This is a genomic window from Pseudomonas trivialis (assembly GCF_036864995.1).
Taxonomy (GTDB): Bacteria; Pseudomonadota; Gammaproteobacteria; order Pseudomonadales; family Pseudomonadaceae; genus Aquipseudomonas; species Aquipseudomonas trivialis.
On the sequence record NZ_CP142151.1, the window covers coordinates 2288269 to 2311561 of the forward strand.

Genomic DNA, 23293 nt, shown 5'->3' on the forward strand with positions numbered 1-23293 from the left:
TCAAAAAGGCTTGAACAATGGCGAGGCCGCAGGGCCTCGCACGTCGCGCGGGGGTTATTCGTATTGCAGGATGAACGGCAGGGTGGCATCACCGCGACCGGCGGTGGATGCACCGGCGGCGCCAGTGGTGACGTAGGCGGCTGCGAAGCTCAGGGTGGCATCGCCGCCGGTACCGCTGGCGCTGTGCATGCTGCTTTCGATGCGTGCGGTGGTTGGCGAGCTGAGGTTGATCAGGCTGCCTTTGCTGTCGAGCAGGGCAATACCGACGTTTTGCGCGGTGGCCGAGCCCGGGGTCAGGGCCAGCACGTTCTTGCCGGTGACCAGGCCCGAACCGCCGTTGTTGGCGTCAAAGATCATCGCGACCTTGGTGCCCTGGTTGCAGTTGACGTTCAGCTTGAAGTCCTTGGCAGTCACACGGCCTGCGGTCGGGTTTTCTGCGGTGCCCATGTCCTTGATCGAGACGTTGCCCATGTCCACCGAAATGGTACGGTCTGAGTTGGCACCGTCGACCGAACACGCATCATTGTTGATCACGCCGGTGAAGGTGATTTTGCCGCTGCCGCCCAGGATTGGCTTTGGTGTTTCGCCTTCGGCGAAGGCTGCGCCGCTGGTGCACAGAATGGCCGAGGCAAGAACAGCCAGGGAGAACTTCTTCATGATGATGTCCGTCAGTGTTAGTTGGAGAAAATGCTGTTGTTGAACTGCCGGGAAAGAATAGAAAGTTCGAGGGCTGGGGAAAATAAGACGATTCTTATAAGCCGCGAAAGTTGCCTTGCGGACCGCTGAAAAAGCAGCGGGAGAGGGGCCAAGCCATTGGCGAGAATGGCTTGCCGGTGCTGGCTTAGTTGAAAATATTGCGCGCCAGGCAATAAGCGAGAAGGTCCTGATCGCTGCTCACTTCAAGTTTGCGCATGGCCGATATTTTTTGCGCGCTGATGGTTTTGGAACTTCGATTCTGATGACGGGCAATATCGCTCACGCTCATGCCGGATATAAACAGGCGCAGAATTTCGAACTCTTTGGGTGACAGGCTGGTGAAGCGTTCGTCGATGGCCGTGATTGTCTCGATCACCGAGGTCCTGGGCGGTTCCAGGCTGCGGTATGGGCTGCGCTGCGCAATTGCCTGGAGTGCCAGTTCAATCTCGGTGTGCAACTGGCTTTTCTGGATGATGCCGACCACGCCCAGCTCCTGCAGGCGGGTGAGGATCAAGTGGTTGGAAATCATCGTCAGGATCAGCACCTGCACCTGTGGAAAGTGCCGTTTCAGGTATTCCACCAGCTTGAGGCCGTCGCCGTAGGGCGAGTCACCCGGCATGTTGTAGTCGGTAATCACGATGTCCACGCTCTGGCGCTGCAGCAGCTCGATCAGACCGGCCGAGCACACCGCCTCGCCGACCACTTGAAAGCGCGTGTCGCGCTCCACCAATTCGCGTACGCCCAGCAGCACGATCGGGTGATCGTCCGCGATAACCACGTTGAATGTTTTCATAAGGACCGTCCGTCATGCCGGTTCAGAGGGGGAGCGTGCCCGGGCTGGAGTGTTTCCAGCACGGCCGACAGTCGTTGCATTACAGCGTTTATCTGGTCTTCCAGTACGGGGTCGAGCAGTCCATGGTCCAATGCGGTTTCCAGTTCGATGCAGGCCTGGGCGAGGTCGAGCGCCTGCACGGCACCGAGGGCGCCGGCGGCCGCATGCAGTAATTGACCCAGGCTGCGCACATCGCGCTGCGCCAGTGCCGCGCCGATGCGTTGCAGGTCCTGGCGCATGCTGCTGATGAACAGCGCACGCATTGCGTCCGACAGCTGCACGCGGTCGACGAAGGCGGCGGTGGGCACCTCGGGCGGCGGCTTGACCTGGCACAGCTTGATCAACTGGGCGCGCAGGGTTTGCAGGCTCAGCGGTTTGACGATCCAGGCGTTCATGCCCACCGCCAGGCAGCGCACGCCTTCCTCGCGCATCGCGTTGGCGGTGACGCCGATGATTGGCAGGTGCGGGTCGTGCTCGCGCAGGGTTCTGGCCAAGTCATAGCCATTCATCAGCGGCATGTTCACGTCGGTCAGCACCAGGTCAAAGGCCTGCGGTTGCCACAGTTGCAGTGCCTGCTCGCCGTTGTCGGCCAGGGTCGCCGAGCAACCGAGCGCCGCCAGTTGTTCCTTGATGATCGCCTGGTTGACCGGGTTGTCCTCGGCCACCAGGATGCGCAGCCCCAATTGCCCGGCGCTTTGCCGGCGCGCAGCTGGCGGTTGCTCGTGCTTGCCGTGCTGTGCCAGCGACACCGTGGTGGCGAGGGCGCGCAGGTCGTGCAGGTCGACCACCCAGCCCTGGGCGGTATGCAACGGCGGGCTATGGGCGCCCGGCACGCACTGCACACGCTGGCCGGGCCAGGGCCGCGCGGGCGTGTCCGGCAGCAGGTCGACCAGCACCCCATGGCGCGGGTCAGGTTCCTGACCGGGGGCGGCAAGGTGGGCGGCGATGCCCAGGCGATTGAGCCAGTCGGTCACCGATTGGGCCAGCTCGCGCACCGGCGCCTGCACATACACCGCTGTGGTGCTGGGCTCGATCAGCGGCGGCTGGGTCAGCGCGCCGCCGCACAGTGGCAGGCGTATTTTCAGGGTAAAGCTGCTGCCCAGCCCCGGCTCGCTGACCACCCGGATCTCGCCGTCCATCATCTGCGCCAGCCACCGGCAAATCGGCAGGCCCAGGCCCGCGCCGCCTTCGCTGGCGGTGGCCGGCGCCTGGTAGAACAGGTCGAACAACTTGGCCTGCTGAGCCTCTGCAATGCCGGCGCCGGAGTCGGTGACCTGCCATTCCAGCTCCACATGGTCGCTGTCGCGCGCCGTGACCCTGGCGCGAATCACCACGCGCCCGATGTCGGTGAACTTGATCGCGTTGCTCACCAGGTTATTCAGAATCTGGCGGATGCGCATGGGGTCGCCCAGTACCGCGTCCGGCAACTGCGCGTCAATGCAGCTGTAGAGCTGCAAACCCTTGCGGCGGGCGAAGGCCGCGTAGGTGTGCAAGGTGTCTTCGAGCATGTCCAGCGGGCAGAACTCCACGGCTTCGATCGCCATTTGTCCGGACTCGATCTTCGACACGTCGAGCACGTCGCTGATCAGCTGGAACAGGGTGGCCGATGAGCGCTGGATGGTCTGCAGGTAGGTTTGCTGGTGCGCGTCAAGGTCGGTCAGGCCGAGCAGTTCCAGGGTGCCGAGCACGCCGTACAGTGGCGTGCGGATCTCATGGCTCATGGTCGCCAGGAACAGCGTCTTCGCCTCGTTGGCGGCATCGGCGGCGCGGCGTGCATCTTCCAGCGCCTGGGCGTCGTCGATGTGCCGGGTGATGTCGTTGAACGCATACAGGCGCACGTCCTCGGCCTGATAGCGGGTCGACACGAAGCCGATCTGCAGGTGCCGGCCTTCGATCTCCAGGTGGATTTCGCCGCTGTCGGCACCGTCATGGGTGCCGGCCATGGCGGCCACCAGGCGTGCAGTGCCTGGCCATTGCTGGGCGCGCTGGTTTTCGATCAGTACCTTTCCATCGCTGCGCCTTACCACGCACAGGCCGGTGGGCGCGGTGTCGATGATCACGCGGCTGAACGCCACGCTCTCGGCGATGCGTTCGTGTGCCAGGCGCGCCGGGTTGATCACCTGGCGCCGATACCAGCGGCTGCCGCCCCAGCCCAGTGTGACCAGGCCGACAAGGAACAGCGCCAGGGTGCTCAACGGCCACAGCGCCGAGTGGAAGAAGTGCGAGTAGTTCAGGCCATACACCGCGCTCCAGGGTTGCTCGCCGGGCTGGGTGATCTTGAATTCAAAACCGTCGGCGGTGAAATGCACGCCATCGCCGAGCGGCGCCTGGGTCACTGGCCCGACCAGTCGGCTGCCGTCCGGCGCAAACAGGGTAAGACGGTCAAACGCGGAGTGTTCGAGCACCCGTTGTACGTCGTCGACCCGGGACAGGTCGAGCAAGGTGCCGACCACCGACTGCTCCGGGCTGTCGAGCGGCAGGCCGATGTAGGCCAGCAGATCGTCGGGCGCGGGGCCCGCTTGCCAGTACACGCGATTGGGTTGCAGCGGCTGCGGCGTCTGCTCCAGGGCTTGCTGTACTGCGTTGACCTGTGCGACCAGATTGCCGGTGTCTTCGGTGTTTTCGCGACGCTGGTAGCCCACCGATGGAACCGTGATGGTGTAGCGGGTATGCCGATCGAGGAGGAAGGTTTGCGGCGCCTCGTACGGCGACGACGACCAGAAGGCGCTGTAGTAGCTGGTCAGGTGCGCGCCGAGTGCGAAGATCTGCGGTCTGGCGGCGGCGCCGACTTCCTGTTCGTCGAACTTGACGCCGAACGGCACTGAAAACGAATACTTCTGCCCTTCGTACAGGGTGCGCCGGGTGTCGACCATGCGGCTTTTGAGGCTGACCTGCACATGGGTGGCGCGCAACAGCTCGGCCTGGATGCCGGGGTGGGTGAGGCTGCGCAGGTAGGACTCCTGTTCCTGCAGGTTTTCCATCAGCCGTGCAAAGTGAAAGCGCGTGGCGCCGTAGCGGGTTTCGATGGCCCGTTGCAGCGACCAGTAGTTGGTGAGCACCAGCAGCAACGCAATGCCGATCAGTACCATCAGGCCCTTGTTCAGGCGCAGGGAGCTACGGGTGAAGGCTTCGAGGACCGCGTTGTTGTGCTTCATCAAGGGTTTCCGCAGGCGCAGGAGAAATCGGCACTGGATGGAGCTTACTCCTTATAAAAGGGCAAATAATCCGGGGCCGTCTGCTAGTGAGATGTCGCAGGGCCATCATTGTTCAGTAGTTGCTGAAATTGCTCTGAAGACACGGCGTGGGAGATCAGGAAACCCTGCACCTGGTTGCAGTCGATCTTGCGCAGCAAGGCCAGTTGCTGGGGCGTTTCCACGCCTTCGGCGACCACCGTCAGGCCGAGCTTGCGGCCCAGGGCGATGATGCTTGCCAGGGCCTGGGCGATGCCTTCGTTGTCGTGGCTGCCCTGGACCAGCGCCTGGTCGATCTTCAATTCCGTAAAGGGCGTGGACACGAGGTTGAGGTACGAGCTGTAACCCTTGCCGAAATCATCCTGCGACAGGCCAAAACCCTTGATGCGCAGGCGACAGGCACCGGCGTAGAAATTACTGATGTCCTGGGGCACCGAGCATTCCATCAATTCGAAGCAGATCAGCCCTGGGATGCCGTCGTGGTGCAGCACGAATTCCAGCAGGCGGTCGGCCAGGTCGTGGCTGTTGAGCAGGTGCGTGGGCAGGTTGATCGACACCGGAATTTCGTAGCCGCGCTGGCGCCAGCGCTCCTGGGCCTGGATCGCCTGCTTGAGCATCAGCCACAGCAGGCGTTCTTCCAGTTCGAACGCTTTGATCGCCGGCAGAAACGCGGCCGGCAGCATCACGCCTTGCTCGGGGTGCATCCAGCGCACCAGCGCTTCGGCGGCGACGATGCGCCCGTTGGCCAGGGATTTTTTCGGCTGGAACCACGCCTGCAACTGGCCGCTGCTCATGGCCTGCAGCAGCGCGTGACGGTCGATGTCCAGGTGCTCGGCCAGCGCCGGGCAGGGCTTGCGCACCTGGTTGTGCAATTGGTCCACCAGGCTGCGCAGGGCGTCGATGGCGACCGGTTTGGAGATCAGCCCGATCACCTCCACATCGAGGTTCTTCGCCACCAGGCTTGCGGCCATCAGCATGCGCCGCGACGCCGCGCTCATGATCGCCAGCGCCGGCTTACAGCGCAGGCCGGCCAGGCACTGGATAAATTGCACGCCGTCCATGCCGGGCATCAGCAGGTCGGTCAGCACCAGGTCGAAATCCCTCTGGCGCAGGCGCTCCAGCGCTTGCTTGCCGTCCTGGGCCGCTTCGAGCATGAAATCCCCCAACTCACCGAGCAGGTGCTGCAGGTAGATGTGCTGCAGGGGGTGATCCTCGACAATCAGAATACTAATGGGCTTCATGGGTGATCCGTGCATAAGGCGCCAGGGAGTTGAAGAGAGCCCGCAACGCAAAGGGTTTGACCAGGCAGTGGTTCATGCCTGCGGCCAGGCACAGGTCGGCCTCGCCGCGCATGGCGTTGGCGGTGGCCCCGATGATCGGCAGCGGGCAGCCCTGGCGGCGCAGTTCGCGTGCCAGTTCGTAGCCGTTGAGGTGGGGCATGTTCACGTCGGTCAGCACCACATCGAAGTGGCCGGCGGCGTACAACTGCAAGGCTTCGCTGCCGTCGGCGGCCAGCTCCACGGTACAGCCGAGCTCTTCGAGTTGGTCGCGCAAGATCAGTTGATTGATGACGTTGTCTTCGGCCACCAGCAGGTGCAGGTTGAGTTGGCTCAGATCGCGCGGGCGCGTCTGTGCATCGGTGCGGGCCACCCACAGGCCCTGTGCCTGGCTGACGGCCTGGTGAATTGCGCTGAGGTGATTGAGGTTGACGTGCCAGCCGCCGGCGTCGACCTCCAGCGTCGTGCACGTGCTGGCGCTCACGTGGATCACCGGGCCCGGCCAGTCGGGCACCAGCGAGGGATCGACACTGCCGGGGTGCACTTGCAGCAGCAGGTGATTGTCCGCCAGTGTCGGCAGGCCGGCCTGAGCCCTTGCGCCCCAGCGGCGCAACCAGCCGCTGATGGCGTGCGCCAGTTCAGGGATCGGCGAGACCACGTAGACGGTTTCGGCCAGCAGGGGTGGCATGGGGGCGGTGGGCGCTTCTTCCAGCGGCAGGATCAGGCTGAAACTGCTGCCCAGGCCCAGCTCGCTGACCATGCGGATGTTGCCGTTCATCAACTCGGTGAGGCGCTGGCAGATCGGCAGGCCCAGGCCGGTGCCGGCGACCACGTTGGTGTTGCCTTCACTCTGGTAGAACGGCTCGAAGATCCGCGCCTGGTCCTCCTGGGCGATGCCTTTGCCGGTGTCCGACACCTGCCACAACAGGCTGGAGCGTTCGCCGTCGCGGCCCAGCACCTTGACCCGCAGCACCACGCGCCCGTAGTCGGTGAACTTCACCGCGTTGCTGAGCAGGTTGTTGAGAATCTGGCGCAGGCGCGTCACGTCGCCGATCAGTCGCTCGGGCAGTTGGGGGTCCAGGCACGCATACAGTTGCAGGCCTTTGCCCTGAGCCGCTGCGGCATAGCCCTGGATGATGTCGTGGACCACTTCCAGCGGCGAGAACTCGCTCAACTCCAGGGCCAGTTGCCCGGCTTCGATTTTCGAAACATCCAGCACGTCGCAGATCAACTGCAGCAGCGTCGAGGACGAGCCTTCGATAGCTTGCAGGTAGTCTCTCTGCTGTGCGTCCAGGTGCGTGCGCGCCAGCAGTTCGAGGGTGCCGAGCACGCCGTACAGCGGCGTGCGGATTTCATGGCTCATGGTTGCCAGGAACAGGGTCTTGGCCGCATTCGCCGCATCCGCCGATTGCCGCGCGTCTTCGAGCGCCGCCTCGACCTGCTTGCGCGTACTGATGTCGCTGAAGGCGCAAAACAGCACATCTTCGCCGCGATAGCGGGTGGGGGCGCTGCTCAGGTACAGATGGCGACCGTCGACGGTTTCAAAGTAATCGCAATGCTCGCTTGCCTGCGCGTCGAATGCCTGCTCGATCCAGCCGGCGCGCAGGGCCTCGCGCTCGGGGCCGTCGCCCAGCCATTGCTGGGCCAGGGTGTTTTCCAGCACCACCTGGCCATCGGTGCGGCGCAGCACACAGAGGGCGACGGGCGCGGTCTGGATCACGTCGCGGCCGAACGCTTCGCTTTCGATCAACGCCTGGATGCGATGGATCGAGGGGATGATGAAGCGCTGGTCGACGCGGCGCATCACCAGCCAGATCAGCGCCAGGCTGCACAGGCAGAACACCAGCGAGCCGAGCAATTGTTTCCACAGCCCGGTGACCACTGCGCGCAGGTCGATGGAGTACATCAGTTGCCAGTCCGAGGACTTCAGGTGTTTGCGAATCACCAGGTGATCGGGCAGCCAGCCGTTGCCGACGAAACCGAAGAAGCTGTCTTCCCGCGGTTTGAGAGGTTGCTGGCGCAACTGCGCATCGGCGCGGTTGCTGAACACCAGCATGCCCTGGGAGTTGAGCATCATGAACTCACCGGCGCTGTGATCGCCGAGGGCCTGGGACACTCCGCGGCTTTCCATTTCCAGGCCCAGCCAGCCGGAGGCGGGGTCGCGGTCGTCGAGGCGAATGAAGATGTAGAGGTGCGAGTGTTGCTCGGTCTTGTCGCTGAGCCACAGTTCCTTGAGCGTGGCCGGGTCGCTGTGTTGCAGCGCTTTGAGGCGATTGAGCATGCACCTGGAAATCGGCAGCACCTGTGCGGTGGCGTCATACAGCCGCGTGACCTGCGGCACGGGGCTGGCGCTCACGTAGAGCAGGTTGACTTGTCTGGCCTTGAGGTAATCGCGCATGCGCGTGGTCAGCCAGAGGCTCCACTGGCTGCCCGGCGTGTCACCCAGCTGCAGGTGTTGTTCTTCTGCGGAGGCGGGGTAGATCGGCGAGCGCTTGCGTACCGCCGACAGGCTGAGGCTTTCGAGCAGGGCCTGGCGGTTGGTGAAAAAGGTGTGGGCTTGGGCGATGGCGCTGCTCATGTAGCCGCGCCGTTGCGAAATATCGTTATTGAAGGTGGACAGCAGGAAGGTGTAGACCCCGCTGAGGATGCCGATCAGCAGCACGGCCGCGAAGATTCGCAACAGCCGCCTGGCGGCTTCGGGTCGGGAAAGGACGGGGTTGATCTGCAGCAGGTAACTTTTCAATCGCATCGGCGCACTGTAAGCAGGCGTGTGCGCCGGGGGCATAAGACGATCCTTAAAAGCCGGCTACTTGTAGTACATATCCACCACCACGGCGCCCTCGAACGGGCCGGGAATCGGCAGGGAGCGCCATTTCAGATCGGCGCGAAATTCATCGTGGCTCTGGCCCAGGCCCATCAACTGCTGCAGGGTGAACCAGGTATTGAACGCCAGCGGCTGCTGGCTATCGGCGCGTGACAGCGAGATGCCCACCGAACTGTTGTTGTCCGGCACCAGCAGGCCGTTGATCACGCTGCCGCCGCCCGCCGTGCTGGCGAAGCGCGCGCTGACGGTGTAGGGGGTGTCGCAACCCTTGCGCAGGTTCAGGCTGAAGTTGGCGCTGCTGGCGACTTCGCCGATGGCCGCCTGGCGCGAGGGCGTGGGGAAGGTGACCACGCTGGGGGTGATGGTCAGGTCGGGGGTGCAGGGTACGAAGCGGATGTCGTTCATGCCGGTGACCACGTAGTTGAAGTTGCTGTTGGGCCGAGAGTTGAGCCCCTGCACGCCGTCCAGTTGAAACACGCGATAGGACGTGAGGGTGCTCGCCTGGCCGCTGGGGGGCGTGGGGTCGTATTTTTCGATGAACACGCTGAAGTTGAGGGTGAAGCGCGCCTTGTCCCAGCCGATGCAATTGGACGTGCAGCCACGGTCGGAATAGAACCCGGTGCTGACCTTGCCGCTGCTTTGGGTGATCGGCTGGTTGTTATAACGGATGCCCACGCGAATTCCCTTGCCGATGCTGACGTTTGCCGGGTTGACGTAGAAATACACCAGCTCGCGGCCGACGCGGTAATCGTCCTTGCAGATCACGTTCGTGGAGCGTGGCCCGGACTCCCAGATAATGGTGCCGTTGGGCGCGTCGGCGGCCACCGCCAGTGCGGTGCCCAGCGCTTCCTGGGTGATGATCGAGTCGGTGCCGTCCTCGCGGCACGCCAGGGCATGGCTGGTGGCGGGCAATACGGCGCAGGCCCACAGCAGCAGCGGCAGGCAGCGTTTGATAAGTGACATGGGGGCCTCGTGTTGGTTACTTGAGCGCCGCACTGTGGCGGGTCTGCAAGCCGATATCGTTGATGTTGGTGAAGTGCAGGGTGACGCCTGCGGACAAGGGACTCGGTGCGGCCAGGGTTTTGCTCTCGCGGGGTTTAAGCAGCAGGTAGTCGCTGAGCACCTGGGTGTCGGTGTGCACGTCCACCAGCGACAGGTAAAACGCGCTGGGGTTGCTCACCGTAACGCTTTGCCCGCCGTCACTGCGCCATATCAACTGTTGCAGCGCCTCGGCTGAACCCCCCTTGAGCGTGGGCGGCCGATAGAGCAACTTGAGCCGTTGGCGGATCGCGAACTGCACGGCGTTGGGGCTTTGCGGCTTCAGAGGAATTTCCATGATGTTGAGCCACAGCAGCGATTCACGGTCGCTGGGCAGGCCTTCGCCGGCGTACAGAATGCGCAGCTTGTGATGCTCCCCGGCGCCCAGCTTTACGAGGGGTTCGGTCGCGGCAAACAGCACCGTGCGGTCGTCGGGAGCGTCGCCGGTGATCCAGGTTTGCACCACCATTTCACGGTTGGCCTGGTTGACCACACTGATGCTGGCGTCCCTGTCCTGGCCGAAATAGATCAGGCGCGTGCCTTCGATTTTCAGCGCCGCATGGGCGGGCGGTGGCGCGAGGGCCAGCAGCGCACCGGCCAGAAGCAGCATTCTGAGTAGGAACATGAGCACGGGAACATCCATGGAGGCGTAGGGGAACGCAGGCCATGGTAGGGAGAGGGCGGCGCGATGGCTTTGAGGCGATTCTTAAAAGCACTTGCCTTGTGCGCGCCCGCGCCGCGCCGTTTCAGAATCGCCTTAAAGTCAGGTCTGACCCGTGACGGTTAACGTGGTCGGCGTTGAATGATCGACGTTGATGGCCAACTGTCAGGTTTACCCTATGCCCAATAAAGCCTTACGCCTTGTGATTGCCGATGCCGAGCTGCTGCCCCGGATCAAGATCGAGAAAATGCTCAACCAGCTGGGCTATCACCGTATCGCCCCGCTGAGTTCGTTCGATGAGCTGCAGGCGTTGACGCGCGCGGGCGGTGTGGCGTTCGACCTGTTAATCATCAATACGGCGCTGGTGCATTCGCGGCAGATCAACCTGTTGAAGTACTGCCACGATAACCCCTTGATCCGCCACACCCTGATCTACGACGGGCAATGCGCGCAGCCCTCGATGATTTCGGTGTCGGTGAGCCAGACCCTTCACCTCGCCCTGTCGCAATCGCCGGACTTCAACTCGTTGCGCTGTTGCATGGAAATTGTTGACCCGACGCACAGCCTGCCGCTTGTCGAGCGACCGACCTTGCGCGCGGTTGACACACGGCCGAGCCCACCTGCTGCTTTGCCGCGCACATCGTTTAAGGGCGATGCGGCGGTGGTGGCGTGCGCGGTGGGGTTATCGCCCAAGGGCTGAGGGCAGCTCTGTTCAGGCAACCGCACTGTTGGGGGCAGCTATCCAGACCGTCACACTGTTGTGGCGAGCCCGCTCGCCACGACAAGCGTGGCGGCGCCTGGCTGGGTTGATAGCCTTCGAAAGCGCTACTTGTCCTTGCGCGCATCCATGGTCTTGCGATGCTCCGCCAGAAACGGCTGCTCGGCCGGGTCAAAGCGATCGATCCCGGCGGTGAAGCGGTGCCAGTATGGATACAACGGCTGGCGCCGCGTGACGGCCTCGATACGCGATGACTGTTCCTCGGTGAGTTTGAGCTCGGTGGCGGCCAGGTTGTCGCGCAGGTGCTCCTCGGTGCGGGCGCCGATGATCAGCGAGGTGATCCCCGGACGGTCCTTCAGCCAGGCCAGGCAGGTGCGTGCCACCGATACGCCGTGCTCGTCGCCGACGGCGGCGAGGGTCTCGATGATGTCCAGCGCGCGTTCCTGATCATGCACGTAGGGTTCCGGCCAGTCGCTGCCCTGGCGGGTGTTGGCCGGCGGCTTGTGCCCGCGTCGGGTCGAACCGGTCAGCAGGCCTTCGCCCATCGGGCCCCACACCAGGGTGCCGATGTTCTGGTCCAGCGCCAGCGGCAGCAGTTCGTACTCGGCCTCGCGGGATTCCGGGGTGTAGTAGATCTGCTGGGTGATGGGCTTGAGCATGCCATGCAACTCGGCCTTGCCCAGGGCTTTCATCATTTGCCAGGCAGTGAAGTTGCTGGTGCCGAAGTAGCGGATCTTGCCCGAACCCACCAGCAGGCGCAGTGCTTCGAGGGTTTCCTCGATCGGCGTCAGGCCGTCCCAGTTGTGCAGTTGATACAGGTCGATGTGGTCGGTGCCCAGGCGCTTGAGGCTGGCTTCGCAGGCGCGAATCAGGTGGTAGCGCGAGGAGCCGGAGTTGTTCGGGTTGTCGTCCACGGGGCTGCGGCCCTTGGTGGCCAGCAGGATGTCGTGGCGCTTGTCGCCCAGGGCCTTGCCGACCACTTCCTCGGCCAGGCCGTGGGAATACAGGTCGGCGGTGTCGACCATGTTCACGCCCGCTTCGAACGCGATATCAAACATGCGCCTGGCCTGGGGCACATCCACAGCGCCGCATTTTTCGAACTCGCCGCGCCCGCCGAAGGGCACGGTGCCCAGGACGATTTCGGATACCAGCAAGCCCGAATGGCCCAGTTGTCGATACTGCATGTCGCCTCCTGTTTCACATTGAACGTAGGGTTGTGAACGAAACAGGGCGCGATAGTTTGAATTTTTTACCTGAAAAAACGCCGACCTGTTGCTGGCTAGAACACCGCCTTGACCTGCAGCCCCAGCAGCAGGGCGTTGTCGATGTGTTCCCCGGTAAACGCGCCTGGCTCGATGATGTATTGCACATCCGGGCGCAGGCTCAGCCACGGCGTGGCCTGGTAGCCGTAGCTGAGTTCGATCAGTTGTTCGGCGCTGTCCAGTCCGTCAAAGCCGGCGCCGACCCGACTGCGCGGGTTTGGCACGGCGCGCCCGTAACCGAGGGCGAGGGTATCGCGCGGCCTGCCGGTGAACGGCTGGTACAACACCACACCGGTGCCGTACCACTTGCTGAACGGCGAGGCCGCTTCGCTGGCTGCCGAGTATTGACCGAACACATGCAGACTGCGGCCCTTGCTCACGTCGCTGGCCCACACCGCCTGGTCGATCAACAGGTAGTGACCGCTGCGGCCGCTGACCTGCCGGTCGCTGCCGATGCGTTTCACCTCGGAGCTGTCGTGGTAAAAACCGAGCTTGTATTCGCCGGGCAGGGCGCCTGCGTGTTTGTACACCAGTTCGATCGGCACCACGGTGCCGGTGGTGCGTTTGGGCCCCAGGTGCCAGGCGCGGCTGGCGTTGCCGTTGCTGTCGGGGTCGACGTTGAACGCCGCCACCCGCAGTTGCCAGGCCGGGGAAAAGTCGTATTTGAGCCGCACGCCCAGGCGCGCATTGGGGTAGTTGGTCCAGCCACTGCCGCCGGACATGTTCAGCGGGTGGCCGCAGAGTCCGGCGTTCATGAAGTTGCACAGGATGCCGCTGTCCAGGCCGCCGAGGTCGTTGCCCATGGCCATGTAGCCGAGCTTGACGTTCAGGGCCTGGGTGAACAGCGTGCGTTCGTAACTCAACTCGGTGAGCCGGGTGTAGAGGCCGCCGTAGTTTTCCTGGATCGGCAGGCGGTTGCCCACCATGTCCTCGGAGGCGCTGTTGCCACGGCGGTCATTGACGGTCAGTTGAATACGGTCGTTGTTGCTCAGACCGTAGAGCTTGCCCAGATCGAACTGCACGCCGAGCTTGAGGTTTTGCGAGTAGCGCGCCGAACGGTGCGTGCCGCCCTTGGCGTTGTAGGCGGTCTCGCCGCTGTAGTCGCCGATGAAGCGGATGCCTTGCGCTTCCAGTTCACGGCGCAGGCCGCCCCAGTCGCCGGTGAGCGTGGTGTTGTCGGCGTATGCGGGCAGCGCGGTGGCAAATGTCAGGCCCAGCAGCAGGCCGCCGAGTCGGGGGTCGGAAAAAATGCAGTCATGGGGGCTTCCAGACAGAAGGCGCGGTGCCGCGAGGGGCACCGCGCGCGCAGGGTTATGGCAGGGCGTAGGCGATCACGTAGTCGCCACGGTCAGTGGACTGGCGTGCGCCGCCGGCGGTGACCACGATGTACTGCTTGCCGGTCTTGGGCGAGACGTAGGTCATCGGGCCGCCCTGGCTGCCCACGGGCAGGCGGGCTTTCCACACTTCGTCACCGTTGCCGCTGTTGAAGGCGCGCAGGTAGAAGTCCTGGGTGCCGGCGATGAAGATCAGGCCGCCCTGGGTCGACAGCGTGCCGCCCAGGGTGGGCAGGCCGATCTTGATCGGCAGGTGCATGCGGATGCCCAGAGGGCCGGTGTCTTCCACCGTGCCGACCGGCACTTGCCAGGCGATTTTTTGCGTCTTCATGTCGATGGCGGTGAGTGTGCCGAACGGCGGCGCCTGGCACGGAATGCCGGCCACCGACAGGAAGCGGTTCTTGTTCACCGCATACGGCGTGCCCTTGAGCGGCACGGCGCCCATGCCGGTGTTCAGTGCTTCACCACCGGAGGCGGCCAGGGCCTTGTTCTGCGACGGCACCATCTGGATCCACAGGCCCAGGCGCATGTCGTTGACGAAGATAAAACCGTGCACCGGGTCGGTGGAGAGGCTGCCCCAGTTCATGCCGCCGAGAGAACCCGGGAAGCTCAGGGATTTGTCGGTGCCCGGTGCGGTGTAGAGGCCGTCGTAGCGCATGCCCTTGAAGTCGATGCGGCACAGCAACTGGTCGTACGGCGTGGCGCCCCACATGTCCGATTCACTGAGGGTTTGCGCGCCGATCTGCGGCATGCCGACGGATTTTGGCTGGGTTTTCGCGTAGGGCTCGTTGGGAATGTTCGCGGCCTTGACCGGCACTTCCTGCACATCGGTGAGCGGTTTGCCGGTGGCGCGGTCAAGCACGTAGATCTGCCCGGCCTTGGTGCCGATCACGACTGCCGGCACGGCTTTGTCGCTGCCCGGTGGGGTGAAGTCGATCAAGCTCGGCTGCATTGGCAGGTCGAAGTCCCACAGGTCGTTGTGGACGGTCTGGTACACCCATTTTTCCGCGCCGGTGGAGGCGTCCAGCGCCAGCACCGAGGCGCCGTACTTGTGATTGAGCGCCGTGCGCTCCACGCCGTAGATGTCGGTGGACGAACTGCCCATGGGCAGGAAGACCGTGTTCATCAGCGGGTCGTAGGACATCGGCGCCCAGCTGTTGGGCGTGCTGCGCACGTAGGTGCTGCCAGCAGCCGGCGCCTGCTTGTCTTCGGGGTTGCCCGGGTCGAAGGCCCAGCGCATCTGGCCGCTGATCACATCAAAACCACGGATCACGCCGCCCGGCATGTCGGTCTGCACGTTGTCCGCCACGCGGCCGCCCACCACCACGGTGGTGCCGGCGATCAACGGCGCCGAGGACAGTTGGTAGTAGCTGTCCGGCACATTGCCCAGGCCCGCCTTGAGGTCGACCTGGCCATGGGTGCCGAAATCTTCGCAGAACTGGCCGGTGTCGGCGTCCACGGCGATCAGACGTGCGTCGATGGTGTTGGTCAGCAGACGGCGCTGGCACTGCCCACCGGCGGGGACGCTGGCGGCGATGACCGGCGAGCTGCCCGGTTGGGTGGGCTGTTTGAGCGGTGCGGTGGCGTCGAAATACGCCATGCCACGGCAACGCTGCCATACCGCCGACTGCGCGTTGACCTCGTTCTTCCACAACTCCTTGCCGGTGTCGGCATCCAGTGCGATCAGGTTGTTGTGCGGCGTGCAGATGAACACCTTGTTGCCGATCTGCAGCGGCGTGAGCTGGTCTTCGGCGCCGTTGCCGTCGCTGATGGCCACGTCACCGGTGCGGTAGGTCCAGGCCACTTTGAGCTTGTCGACGCTGTCACGGTTGATCTGGTCCAGCGCGGCGAAGCGGCTGCCGCCTTCGGTGTTGCCGTAGTGGGCCCAGTCTTTCTGCGCATCGGCTGCAGTCACCGGCGTGACGCCAGGACCGGCGCCGGTAGGGGCAACGCTCGGATGGGCGACAAACATATTGCCCGCCGCCACTGCCACGCCCACCGCCAGCACAGCCGCCACGCCATACGCGCCACGCGCAGGCCGGCCGACCAGCAGCGGGTACACCAGCGCCACCACCAGACCAATGGCTGCGAACATGAACAGCCGCGAGAACAGTGGCCAGAACACCAGGCCCACGTCCGCCACCGCCCAGATGGCCGTGCCGACGAGGAACGCGCCGAACAGCCACGCGCCCGCCGCTTTGCGTTTGGCGATCAACAGCCCGGCAATCGCCATGGCCACGCCGCCGATCAGGAAGTACCAGGAGCCACCCAGGCTGACCAGTTTGGCGCCGCCGACGGCAAGCGCAAGGCCGAGCAGGGCGATGATCACGCCCAGGCCCAGCAGGAAGAATCTAGAGACGCCAGCGGCGCGCGATGCTCGTTTCATGTCGAAAGGACTCGATTGAGAGAGGGCAAAGACCGGATTTTAGCAACATAAGTAACCGGTTAGTACATTACAGTCTCGCAATAGACTGTTACCGAGACTGCCACAGTCAATTGAAAAAGTTGTGGCGGGGCCGTCACTGTAGCGAGCGGGCTTGCCCCGCGTTGGGGTGCGAAGCGCCCCTTATAAAGGACGAATGCGCTGCATCAGGCAGTGCGCGGAGACTGCTTTGGGGCCGCTTCGCAGCCCAGCGCGGGGCAAGCCCGCTCGCCACAACATAGATCGCTCACACAGGTCAGATCGAACTTGCCCTGATTTTGCCGTGGAGCTTTTTCGGTGGGTTTTCATCGTCTGCCAGTGCATCGCCGCCCAGGCTGCGGGTCAGCTCTACGGCTGCCTGCTGGAACAGCGGATGAAGGGTCTGCGCTTGCTCGGCGGTGAGACGGCTGGCCGGGCCGGACAGCACCAGTGCGCCGATCAGGTTTTCTCCTGGGCCGAAGATCGGCAGCGCCATGGAGGCTGCATGCGGGTCGGTGGCGCCGTGGGAATAGATCGGTTTGATCATCCTCGCCGCCAGCAAATGTGGCGAGCGGGCTTGCCCCGCGTTGGGGTGCGAAGCACCCCCTATAAAGGACGAATGCGCTGCATCAGGCAGTGCGCGGAGGCTGTTTTGGGGCCGCTTCGCAGCCCAACGCGGGGCAAGCCCGCTCGCCACAGCACAGGTGAGCCATTGCTCACACAGGTCAGATCGAACTTTCCCTGATTTTGCCGTGGAGCTTTTTCGGTGGGTTTTCATCGTCTGCCAGTGCATCGCCGCCCAGGCTGCGCGTCAGCTCTACGGCGGCCTGCTGGAACAGCGGATGAAGGGTCTGCGCCTGCTCTGCGGTGAGACGGCTGGCCGGGCCGGACAGCACCAGTGCGCCAATCAGGTTTTCCCCTGGGCCGAAGATCGGCAGCGCCATGGAGGCTGCATGCGGGTCGGTGGCGCCGTGGGAATAGATCGGTTTGATCATCCTGGCCGCCAGCAAATAGGGCGTGCGCAATGCCTCGGCACCGGCCGCGCCGTCCATCGGGCGGGTGTCGCCGGGTTGCAGGTGCAGGCGCAGGTGGTGGGGCGAGTTGACCCGGTAGAGGCACATTCTGTAGGCACCATGGCGCACGTAGAACGAGGCGGTTTCGCCACTTTCCTGGGTCAGCCGGTGCAACAGCGGGGTGATGTGGCGCTCCAGGTCGAGGCCGTCCTGGTACACCGTGTTCAGGCGCATGATTTCAGTCGCCAGTTGATAGCGGCCGTCCGCCAGGCGCGTGATCAGGCCATGGTTTTCCAGCGATACCATCAGACGCATGATTGTGCTTTTGATCAGCCCGGTGCGCGCCGCCAGCTCGGCCAGCTCGAGGGCGGTGTCGCCTATCCTGAAGGCGGTCAGCACGGTGAGCACCCGATCAGCCGAAGCAACCCCGGTGACGGCCGGGCGTGGGCGGGTTTTTACCATGGGGTGCTCCTTGAGGATGTGCGGGTACGCTGCAAAATACTGGCATTGCCCGCGAGGGGCAATGCTCAAGTGCTTGACCTTGCAGCGTTTAACCGCGCCTCAGTGGGCGTTCGCCGCTTTGCCGAGTTCGAGCGCCTGCATCTGCTTGCGCCCCATCAGCAACACCATCACCGCACCGGCAGCACACAGCGCCGCCAGTGGCAGCAGCGCCAGGGCATAACTGCCCGTGGCGTGATGGATGGTGCCGTACACATTGACCATGATGCCGCCGCCGACCAGGTTGGCCATCGCGCCCACGGCGGCCAGGCCGGCAGCGGCCGTGGAGGACGACAGCCAGGTGGACACCAGCGCCCAGAACGGCCCCTTCATCGAGTAGGCGCCGATCAGCACCATCGACAACATCACCACCGTGGCCACCAGCGATGAGGTGACCAGTGCCAGCAACAGTCCGGCGGTGATCAGCAGCAAGGTGGTCGCGGTGTGCCAGCGGCGCTCACCGGTCTTGTCGGAACTGCGTCCCCACACAATCATCAGGACCGACGCCAGCCCATAGGGAATGGCATTGACCAGGCCGATCTGCAGGTTGTCCAGGCCAAAGGTCCTGAGCAGTTGCGGGGCCCACACGCTCATGGTGCTGCCGGCGGCCGATGCGCCCGAGTAAATCAGCGCCAGCACCCAGATGTGCTTGTGGCGCAGCAGTTTCCACAGCGAGATATGCCCGATTGCGGTCTTGCGGCTGCGTTCTTCGTCGAGACGCCCGGTCAGCCAGCCGCGCTGTTCGTGGCTCAACCATTTGGCCTGTTCGGGGCGGTCGGTCAGCACGAACAGGCAGGCGATCCCGAGCAGCACCGCAGGGATGCCCTCAATGATGAACAGCCAGTGCCAGCCGCGCATGCCGAACCAGCCATCCAGGCTCAGCAGCAGGCCGGAAAGCGGCGAGCCAATGAAGTTGGCGCCGGGAATGGCCACCATGAAGATTGCGACCATGCGTCCACGGTAGGCCGCCGGCAGCCAGTAGGTGAGGTACAGCAATACGCCCGGGAAGAAACCCGCTTCGGCGGCACCCAGCAAAAAGCGCATGACGTACAGGGAGTTGGCGCCCTGCACGAATGCGGTGCCGGCGGAAATCAGCCCCCAGGTAATCATGATCCGGGCGATCCACACCCGTGCGCCAAAGCGTTGCAACGCCAGGTTGCTGGGCACCTCCACGAGAAAGTACGAGACGAAGAACAGGCTGCTGGCGAAACCGAAGATCGCCGGGGTAAGGCCCAGGTCCTGGTTCATTTGCAGGGACGCCATGCCGATATTGCCCCGATCGATGATCGCGAGCAGGTAGCAGAGGATCAGGAACGGCAACAGCCGCCACGCCACCTTGCGCATGGTCGAGCGCTCGATGGCGCTGATTTCAGTAGAGCTGACAGGCATGACTCTCTCCCATTTTGTTTTTGTCGGAGAAGCGTATGAGCCCGCTCTTCATCAAGTGAAGTGCGGGCGGTGTGCGGGCAAATCAATCGGCGAACAGGTGGCGGTTGGCCACCGCGCGTGGCTCAAGCGGGTCGCCGTTCCAGACGTCGAGAATCTGTTGCAGCGCCAGCATGCCCACACGGTCGCGGGCCTCATGGGTATTGGCGCCGACATGGGGCGTGGCGACCAGCGTCGGCAGGCCCCACAAGGCGGAATCGGCCGGTGGCGGTTCGGGGTTGAAGGTGTCGAGGCCGGCGCCGGCGATCTGCCGGGTGCTCAAGGCGTGGACCAGCGCGTCGGTATCGATCAGCTCGCCGCGTGCGGTATTGATCAGCAGGCTGCCGGGGCGCATCTGCGCGAACTGCGCCGCACCAAACAGGTTGCGGTTCTGCTCGGTGAGCGGGCAATGCAGGCTGATGACATCGCAGCCGGCGAGCAAGGTCTGGAAATCGTCGGCGCGCTCGACGTTCGGCTGGTCGGGCAAGTGCGCAAGGTAGGGGTCGTACACCTTGACGGTCATGCGCAGCGGGGTCACCAGTTCCATCAGGATGCGCCCGATGGCGCCCAACCCCACCAGGCCCAGGGTCTTGCCGCAGAGTTCGATGCCTACGGAGGTTGCCTTGTCCCAGTGCCCGTCACGCAGGCGTGCATCGAGCAGGGCGGTCTGGCGCGCGACGCTGAACATCAGCGCCAGCGCGTGTTCGGCCACCGATTGAGCGTTGGCGCCCAGGGCGATGGTCACGGGGATATTGCGCTCGGCGGCGGCGGCGATATCGATGGTGTCGTAGCCCACACCGTGCTTGGCGATGATCTTCAGTGCGCGAGAGGCGTTGATCATCTCGCGGGTCAGGTTGCCCTGGCGCACGATGATGGCGTCCGGCTGTTCGCGGGCAATGATGGCGGTTAGTTCATCGGCCGGCAGGTAGGGCGTGGTGGGGATGACGCGCACCCCGTGGGCGGCGGCGTGAGCCATGGCCTCGGCGGTCAATTGCGGGCCGGTCAGCAGAAGGGTTCGGGTCATGTTGCGCACCTTGGTTTTGTTATCTGAGTGCAGTTGGCGCTCGTGGCGGCGCTCAACGTTGGCTTGAAAGCTATCATAATGAAACGTCGTTGCAATAAATAAATTTGCTCGATTTGGGTTTTCGGCGCGTGCAGGTGTCGCTAACTCTTTATTTGATAAGGTATTTCTTTTTTAAATTTACCGATTTCAAATTTTCGTGATGCGCCTTGATCGGAGTCTGGTGTTGCTACGTACGAATCTTGGTGATAATTTCGAAATGGCGTTTCGTTTATGATGATGCGCCATCAATAAAAATCACAAACAAGAGGAAGACCCCATGTCCATCGGATTCAGAGTGCTCCATCAGCCACGCAAAGTTGCCGCTGATTGGGTGGAGCGCTACCGCACGGTGCCCGTGGCGAACATCAGCGATTCGATGAACCGCATGACCGCCGGTGGCGCCAGCCTGCAGCCGATGCACAGCAAGGGCGTGCTGGTGGGGCCGGCGCTGACCGTCAAGGCGCGCCCGGGGGACAACCTGATGCTGCATCACGCGCTGGATATCGCGCAGCCGGGCGATGTGATCGTGGTGGACGCCGGCGGCGACCTGAGCAACGCGCTGATCGGCGAAATGATGGTGGCGTATGCGATCAAGCGCGGCGTGGCCGGCATTGTGATCAATGGCGCCATTCGTGATGCGGCAAGCATCGGTGCCGGCGACTTCCCGGTGTTCGCCGCCGGTATCACCCATCGCGGCCCGTACAAGGATGGACCGGGCGAAGTGAATGTGCCGATTGCCCTGGGTGGCATGGTGATCGAACCGGGCGACCTGATGATCGGCGACGAAGACGGTTTGCTCTGTGTGCCCTTCGATCAGGTCGGCGAGGTGTATGATCGCGCCTACGCCAAGCATGCCGCTGAACAGAAGCAGCTTGAACAGATCGCACTGGGTGAAAACGACCGCACCTGGGTCATGAAATCGCTCATACAAAAGGGCTGCGCGTTTAGTTGAACCCTGCTTCCCCGTCCCGCTGGCCCGCGCCGATACGCGCGCTGCGCCATCGCAATTTCCAGATCTACTTTGTCGGCCAGGGCCTTTCCACCCTGGGAAAGTGGGTGCAACAGGTCGCGCTTGCCTGGCTGGCCTACCACCTCACGGGTTCGGCCGTGCTGCTGGGGACCATTGCGTTTCTGACGCTGTTGCCCCAACTGCTGATCGGGCCGCTGGCGGGCGCCTGGTCCGACCGCCACGACAAACGCCGCCTGTTGATGGCCGTACAGGCGGTGCTCGCCGTGCAATCGGTGGCCCTGGCGCTGCTCACCTGGCAGCACTGGATGGGGCGCGAGGTGATCATTGCGATGGCGCTGCTGCTGGGCTTGCTCAACGCCCTGGAAACCCCGCTGCGGCAAGCCTTGATCGCCAGCTTCGTCGATGACCCCGGCGACCTGCCCAATGCCCTTGTGCTCAATGCGATGTTGATCAATGCCGCGCGCTTTATCGGCCCGCCGCTGGCCGGGATGCTGATCAACTGGAGCGGCGAGGCGGGTTGTTTTCTGCTGACGTCCATCGCCTTCGGCATGTTGCTGGTCGGCCTGGGCAAGGTGCAGAGTCGCGCGCAGGCCAGGGCCCAGGGCTCCACCGGGGAGATTTTCCGTGAAGGCCTGCGTTACCTGTGGCGCACCCTGGCGATTCGGCGACTGTTGATCAGCGTGGTGATGGTCAATCTGCTGGCGTCCTGCTACTCGGTGCTGCTGCCGATTCTGGCCAAGCATGCGTTCAGCGGCGATGCCCAGACCCTGGGCTGGCTCTGGGGCGCGGCCGGTGCCGGGGCCTTTGTGGCGACGATTTTCCTGGCCTTTGCCGGCAGCGCCTCGCGGCTGAGCCGCATCATTGTGCTGGGCACCGTAGTGTGTGCGGTGTCGCTGTGCGCGATGGCGGCCAACCCGCCGCTGGGGTATACCCTCGCAGCACTCGCCGGGCTGGGGTTCGGCATCACGGTGAGCAATGTCAGCAGCAATATGACCCTGCAAGGCGCCGCGCCGGAAGCGCTGCGGGGCAGGGTCATTGCGTTTTATATCGCCATGCGTTTCGGCTTTGAAGCGATTGGCGGTTTGTTGGCCGGCCTGCTGGCGGCAGCCCTGAACGTGCAATGGACCCTGCTGGTGGCGGGGGTGTTGCTGGGGGCTTACCAGGTGTGCAGTGGGTTGCTGCAAAAACGGGCCGAGAAAGGGCGGCGTTAAAACGCTTGCCGCCGCCCTGGCTGGCTAGAACTTGAAGCGCCCCACCAGCCCCTTGAGCTGCGCAGAAATATCCGTCAGGCGACCCGAACCGGTCTGCGCCGAATGCGCGAAGCCTTCGACCAACTGCGCATCGGCATGGATCTGCGCGATATGGCGGTTGATCTCCTCGGCCACCTGGTGCTGTTCCTCGGCGGCGGTGGCGATCTGGGTGTTCTGGTCGCGGATCGAATCCACCGAGCCACGGATCTTTTCGAAACTGTCGCGAGCCTGCTGGATACGTTCCACGCTGGTGTGGGACACCTGCAGGCTGCCTTGCATCTGCTGGGTCACTTCCTGGGTGCGGCAGGCGAGGTTGCCGAGCAGGCTGTCGATTTCGCCGGTGGAATCGGCCGTGCGACGCGCCAGGGCGCGAACTTCGTCGGCGACCACCGCAAAGCCACGGCCCTGGTCACCGGCGCGCGCGGCTTCGATGGCGGCGTTGAGCGCCAGCAGGTTGGTCTGTTCGGCAATCGAGCGGATGGTATCGAGAATGGTGTTGATGTTGTGGCTGTCCTGCTCCAGCAACTGCATGGTATGGGTCGACTTCTGCAGGTCTTCGCTGAGCTTGAGCACGCTGCCGGTGGCTTCGCCGATATGCTGCTCGCCGGTGTGCACGTCGCGGTAGCCCTGGTCGGCGCTCGACGCGGCGGCGCTGCAGGAACGTGCCACTTCGTTGGCGGTGGCCACCATTTCGTTGAACGCGGTGCTCACCAGTTCCACCGCTTCACGTTGGCGACCGGCGGCCTGGTTCAGGTTGTTGGCCACATCGCTGGTGTCGGCGGCGGCAGTCTGCAGGTCGGCGGACGCATTGCCGATGCGCTGCACCAACTGCGCGATCAT

18 protein-coding genes are annotated in these 23293 nt (G+C 63.8%); 3 read left to right on the top strand and 15 right to left on the bottom strand.

The features are described 5' to 3' along the window. Positions 1-54 precede the first annotated feature (54 nt). From VRB54_RS10160 to VRB54_RS10190, 7 genes are all read right to left on the bottom strand, one after another. On the bottom strand, positions 55-657 hold the full coding sequence (locus VRB54_RS10160) for a fimbrial protein (RefSeq protein WP_338480671.1): 603 nt from the start codon (positions 655-657) through the stop codon (positions 55-57). A gap of 184 nt (positions 658-841) precedes the next feature. Continuing rightward, entirely contained in the window at positions 842-1489 is a 648-nt protein-coding gene (locus VRB54_RS10165; protein WP_338480673.1) for a response regulator, read from the bottom strand. Beyond that, positions 1486-4683 (bottom strand): hybrid sensor histidine kinase/response regulator, encoded by a 3198-nt coding sequence (locus VRB54_RS10170; RefSeq protein ID WP_338480674.1) that lies wholly within the window; start codon positions 4681-4683, stop codon positions 1486-1488. The genes VRB54_RS10165 and VRB54_RS10170 overlap by 4 nt, the downstream gene beginning before the upstream one ends. An 83-nt stretch (positions 4684-4766) precedes the next feature. Next, entirely contained in the window at positions 4767-5960 is a 1194-nt protein-coding gene (locus VRB54_RS10175) for an EAL domain-containing response regulator (RefSeq protein ID WP_338480675.1), read from the bottom strand. Next, positions 5947-8745: an ATP-binding protein gene (locus tag VRB54_RS10180; protein WP_338481084.1), complete on the bottom strand. Its 2799-nt coding sequence runs from the start codon at positions 8743-8745 to the stop codon at positions 5947-5949. Before VRB54_RS10180 ends, VRB54_RS10175 begins: the two co-directional genes overlap by 14 nt. A 57-nt stretch (positions 8746-8802) precedes the next feature. Beyond that, positions 8803-9783: a hypothetical protein gene (locus VRB54_RS10185; protein ID WP_338480676.1), complete on the bottom strand. Its 981-nt coding sequence runs from the start codon at positions 9781-9783 to the stop codon at positions 8803-8805. Positions 9784-9799: 16 nt separating this feature from the next. After that, entirely contained in the window at positions 9800-10483 is a 684-nt protein-coding gene (locus VRB54_RS10190; protein WP_338480677.1) for a molecular chaperone, read from the bottom strand. Positions 10484-10697: 214 nt separating this feature from the next. Between VRB54_RS10190 and VRB54_RS10195 the strand changes: the two genes are divergently transcribed. Then, entirely contained in the window at positions 10698-11219 is a 522-nt protein-coding gene (locus VRB54_RS10195) for a chemotaxis protein CheY (protein WP_338480678.1), read from the top strand. A 125-nt stretch (positions 11220-11344) separates the two neighbouring features. Here the strand turns inward: VRB54_RS10195 and VRB54_RS10200 are convergent, their stop codons facing one another. The 7 genes from VRB54_RS10200 to VRB54_RS10230 all read right to left on the bottom strand — a co-directional run bounded on the left by VRB54_RS10200 (position 11345) and on the right by VRB54_RS10230 (position 20194). Next, positions 11345-12421, bottom strand: coding sequence for an aldo/keto reductase (locus VRB54_RS10200; RefSeq protein WP_338480679.1), 1077 nt, complete (start codon positions 12419-12421; stop codon positions 11345-11347). A 95-nt stretch (positions 12422-12516) separates the two neighbouring features. Then, on the bottom strand, positions 12517-13749 hold the full coding sequence (locus VRB54_RS10205; protein WP_338481085.1) for a carbohydrate porin: 1233 nt from the start codon (positions 13747-13749) through the stop codon (positions 12517-12519). Positions 13750-13810: 61 nt separating this feature from the next. Then, entirely contained in the window at positions 13811-16219 is a 2409-nt protein-coding gene (locus VRB54_RS10210) for a glucose/quinate/shikimate family membrane-bound PQQ-dependent dehydrogenase (protein ID WP_338480680.1), read from the bottom strand. Between the two features lie 292 nt (positions 16220-16511). Then, complete coding sequence (locus VRB54_RS10215) at positions 16512-16781, bottom strand: hypothetical protein (RefSeq protein ID WP_422396080.1); 270 nt, start codon at positions 16779-16781, stop codon at positions 16512-16514. Between the two features lie 178 nt (positions 16782-16959). Next, positions 16960-17709 (bottom strand): IclR family transcriptional regulator, encoded by a 750-nt coding sequence (locus VRB54_RS10220; protein WP_338480681.1) that lies wholly within the window; start codon positions 17707-17709, stop codon positions 16960-16962. Positions 17710-17808: 99 nt separating this feature from the next. Beyond that, positions 17809-19134 carry an MFS transporter gene (locus VRB54_RS10225; RefSeq protein WP_338480682.1) on the bottom strand — a complete coding sequence of 442 codons (1326 nt, stop codon included), beginning with the start codon at positions 19132-19134 and terminating at the stop codon, positions 17809-17811. A gap of 82 nt (positions 19135-19216) precedes the next feature. Further along, on the bottom strand, positions 19217-20194 hold the full coding sequence (locus VRB54_RS10230; protein WP_338480683.1) for a hydroxyacid dehydrogenase: 978 nt from the start codon (positions 20192-20194) through the stop codon (positions 19217-19219). Positions 20195-20510: 316 nt separating this feature from the next. Here VRB54_RS10230 and VRB54_RS10235 point away from each other — a divergent pair, with 316 nt between their 5' ends. Continuing rightward, positions 20511-21185 carry an RraA family protein gene (locus VRB54_RS10235; RefSeq protein ID WP_338480684.1) on the top strand — a complete coding sequence of 225 codons (675 nt, stop codon included), beginning with the start codon at positions 20511-20513 and terminating at the stop codon, positions 21183-21185. Next, a complete protein-coding gene (locus VRB54_RS10240) occupies positions 21182-22414 on the top strand; it encodes an MFS transporter (RefSeq protein ID WP_338480685.1) in 1233 nt (410 codons plus the stop codon). Before VRB54_RS10235 ends, VRB54_RS10240 begins: the two co-directional genes overlap by 4 nt. Positions 22415-22438: 24 nt before the next feature. Here VRB54_RS10240 and VRB54_RS24540 read toward each other — a convergent pair whose 3' ends face one another. Continuing rightward, a complete protein-coding gene (locus tag VRB54_RS24540; RefSeq protein ID WP_422396099.1) occupies positions 22439-23293 on the bottom strand; it encodes a methyl-accepting chemotaxis protein in 855 nt (284 codons plus the stop codon).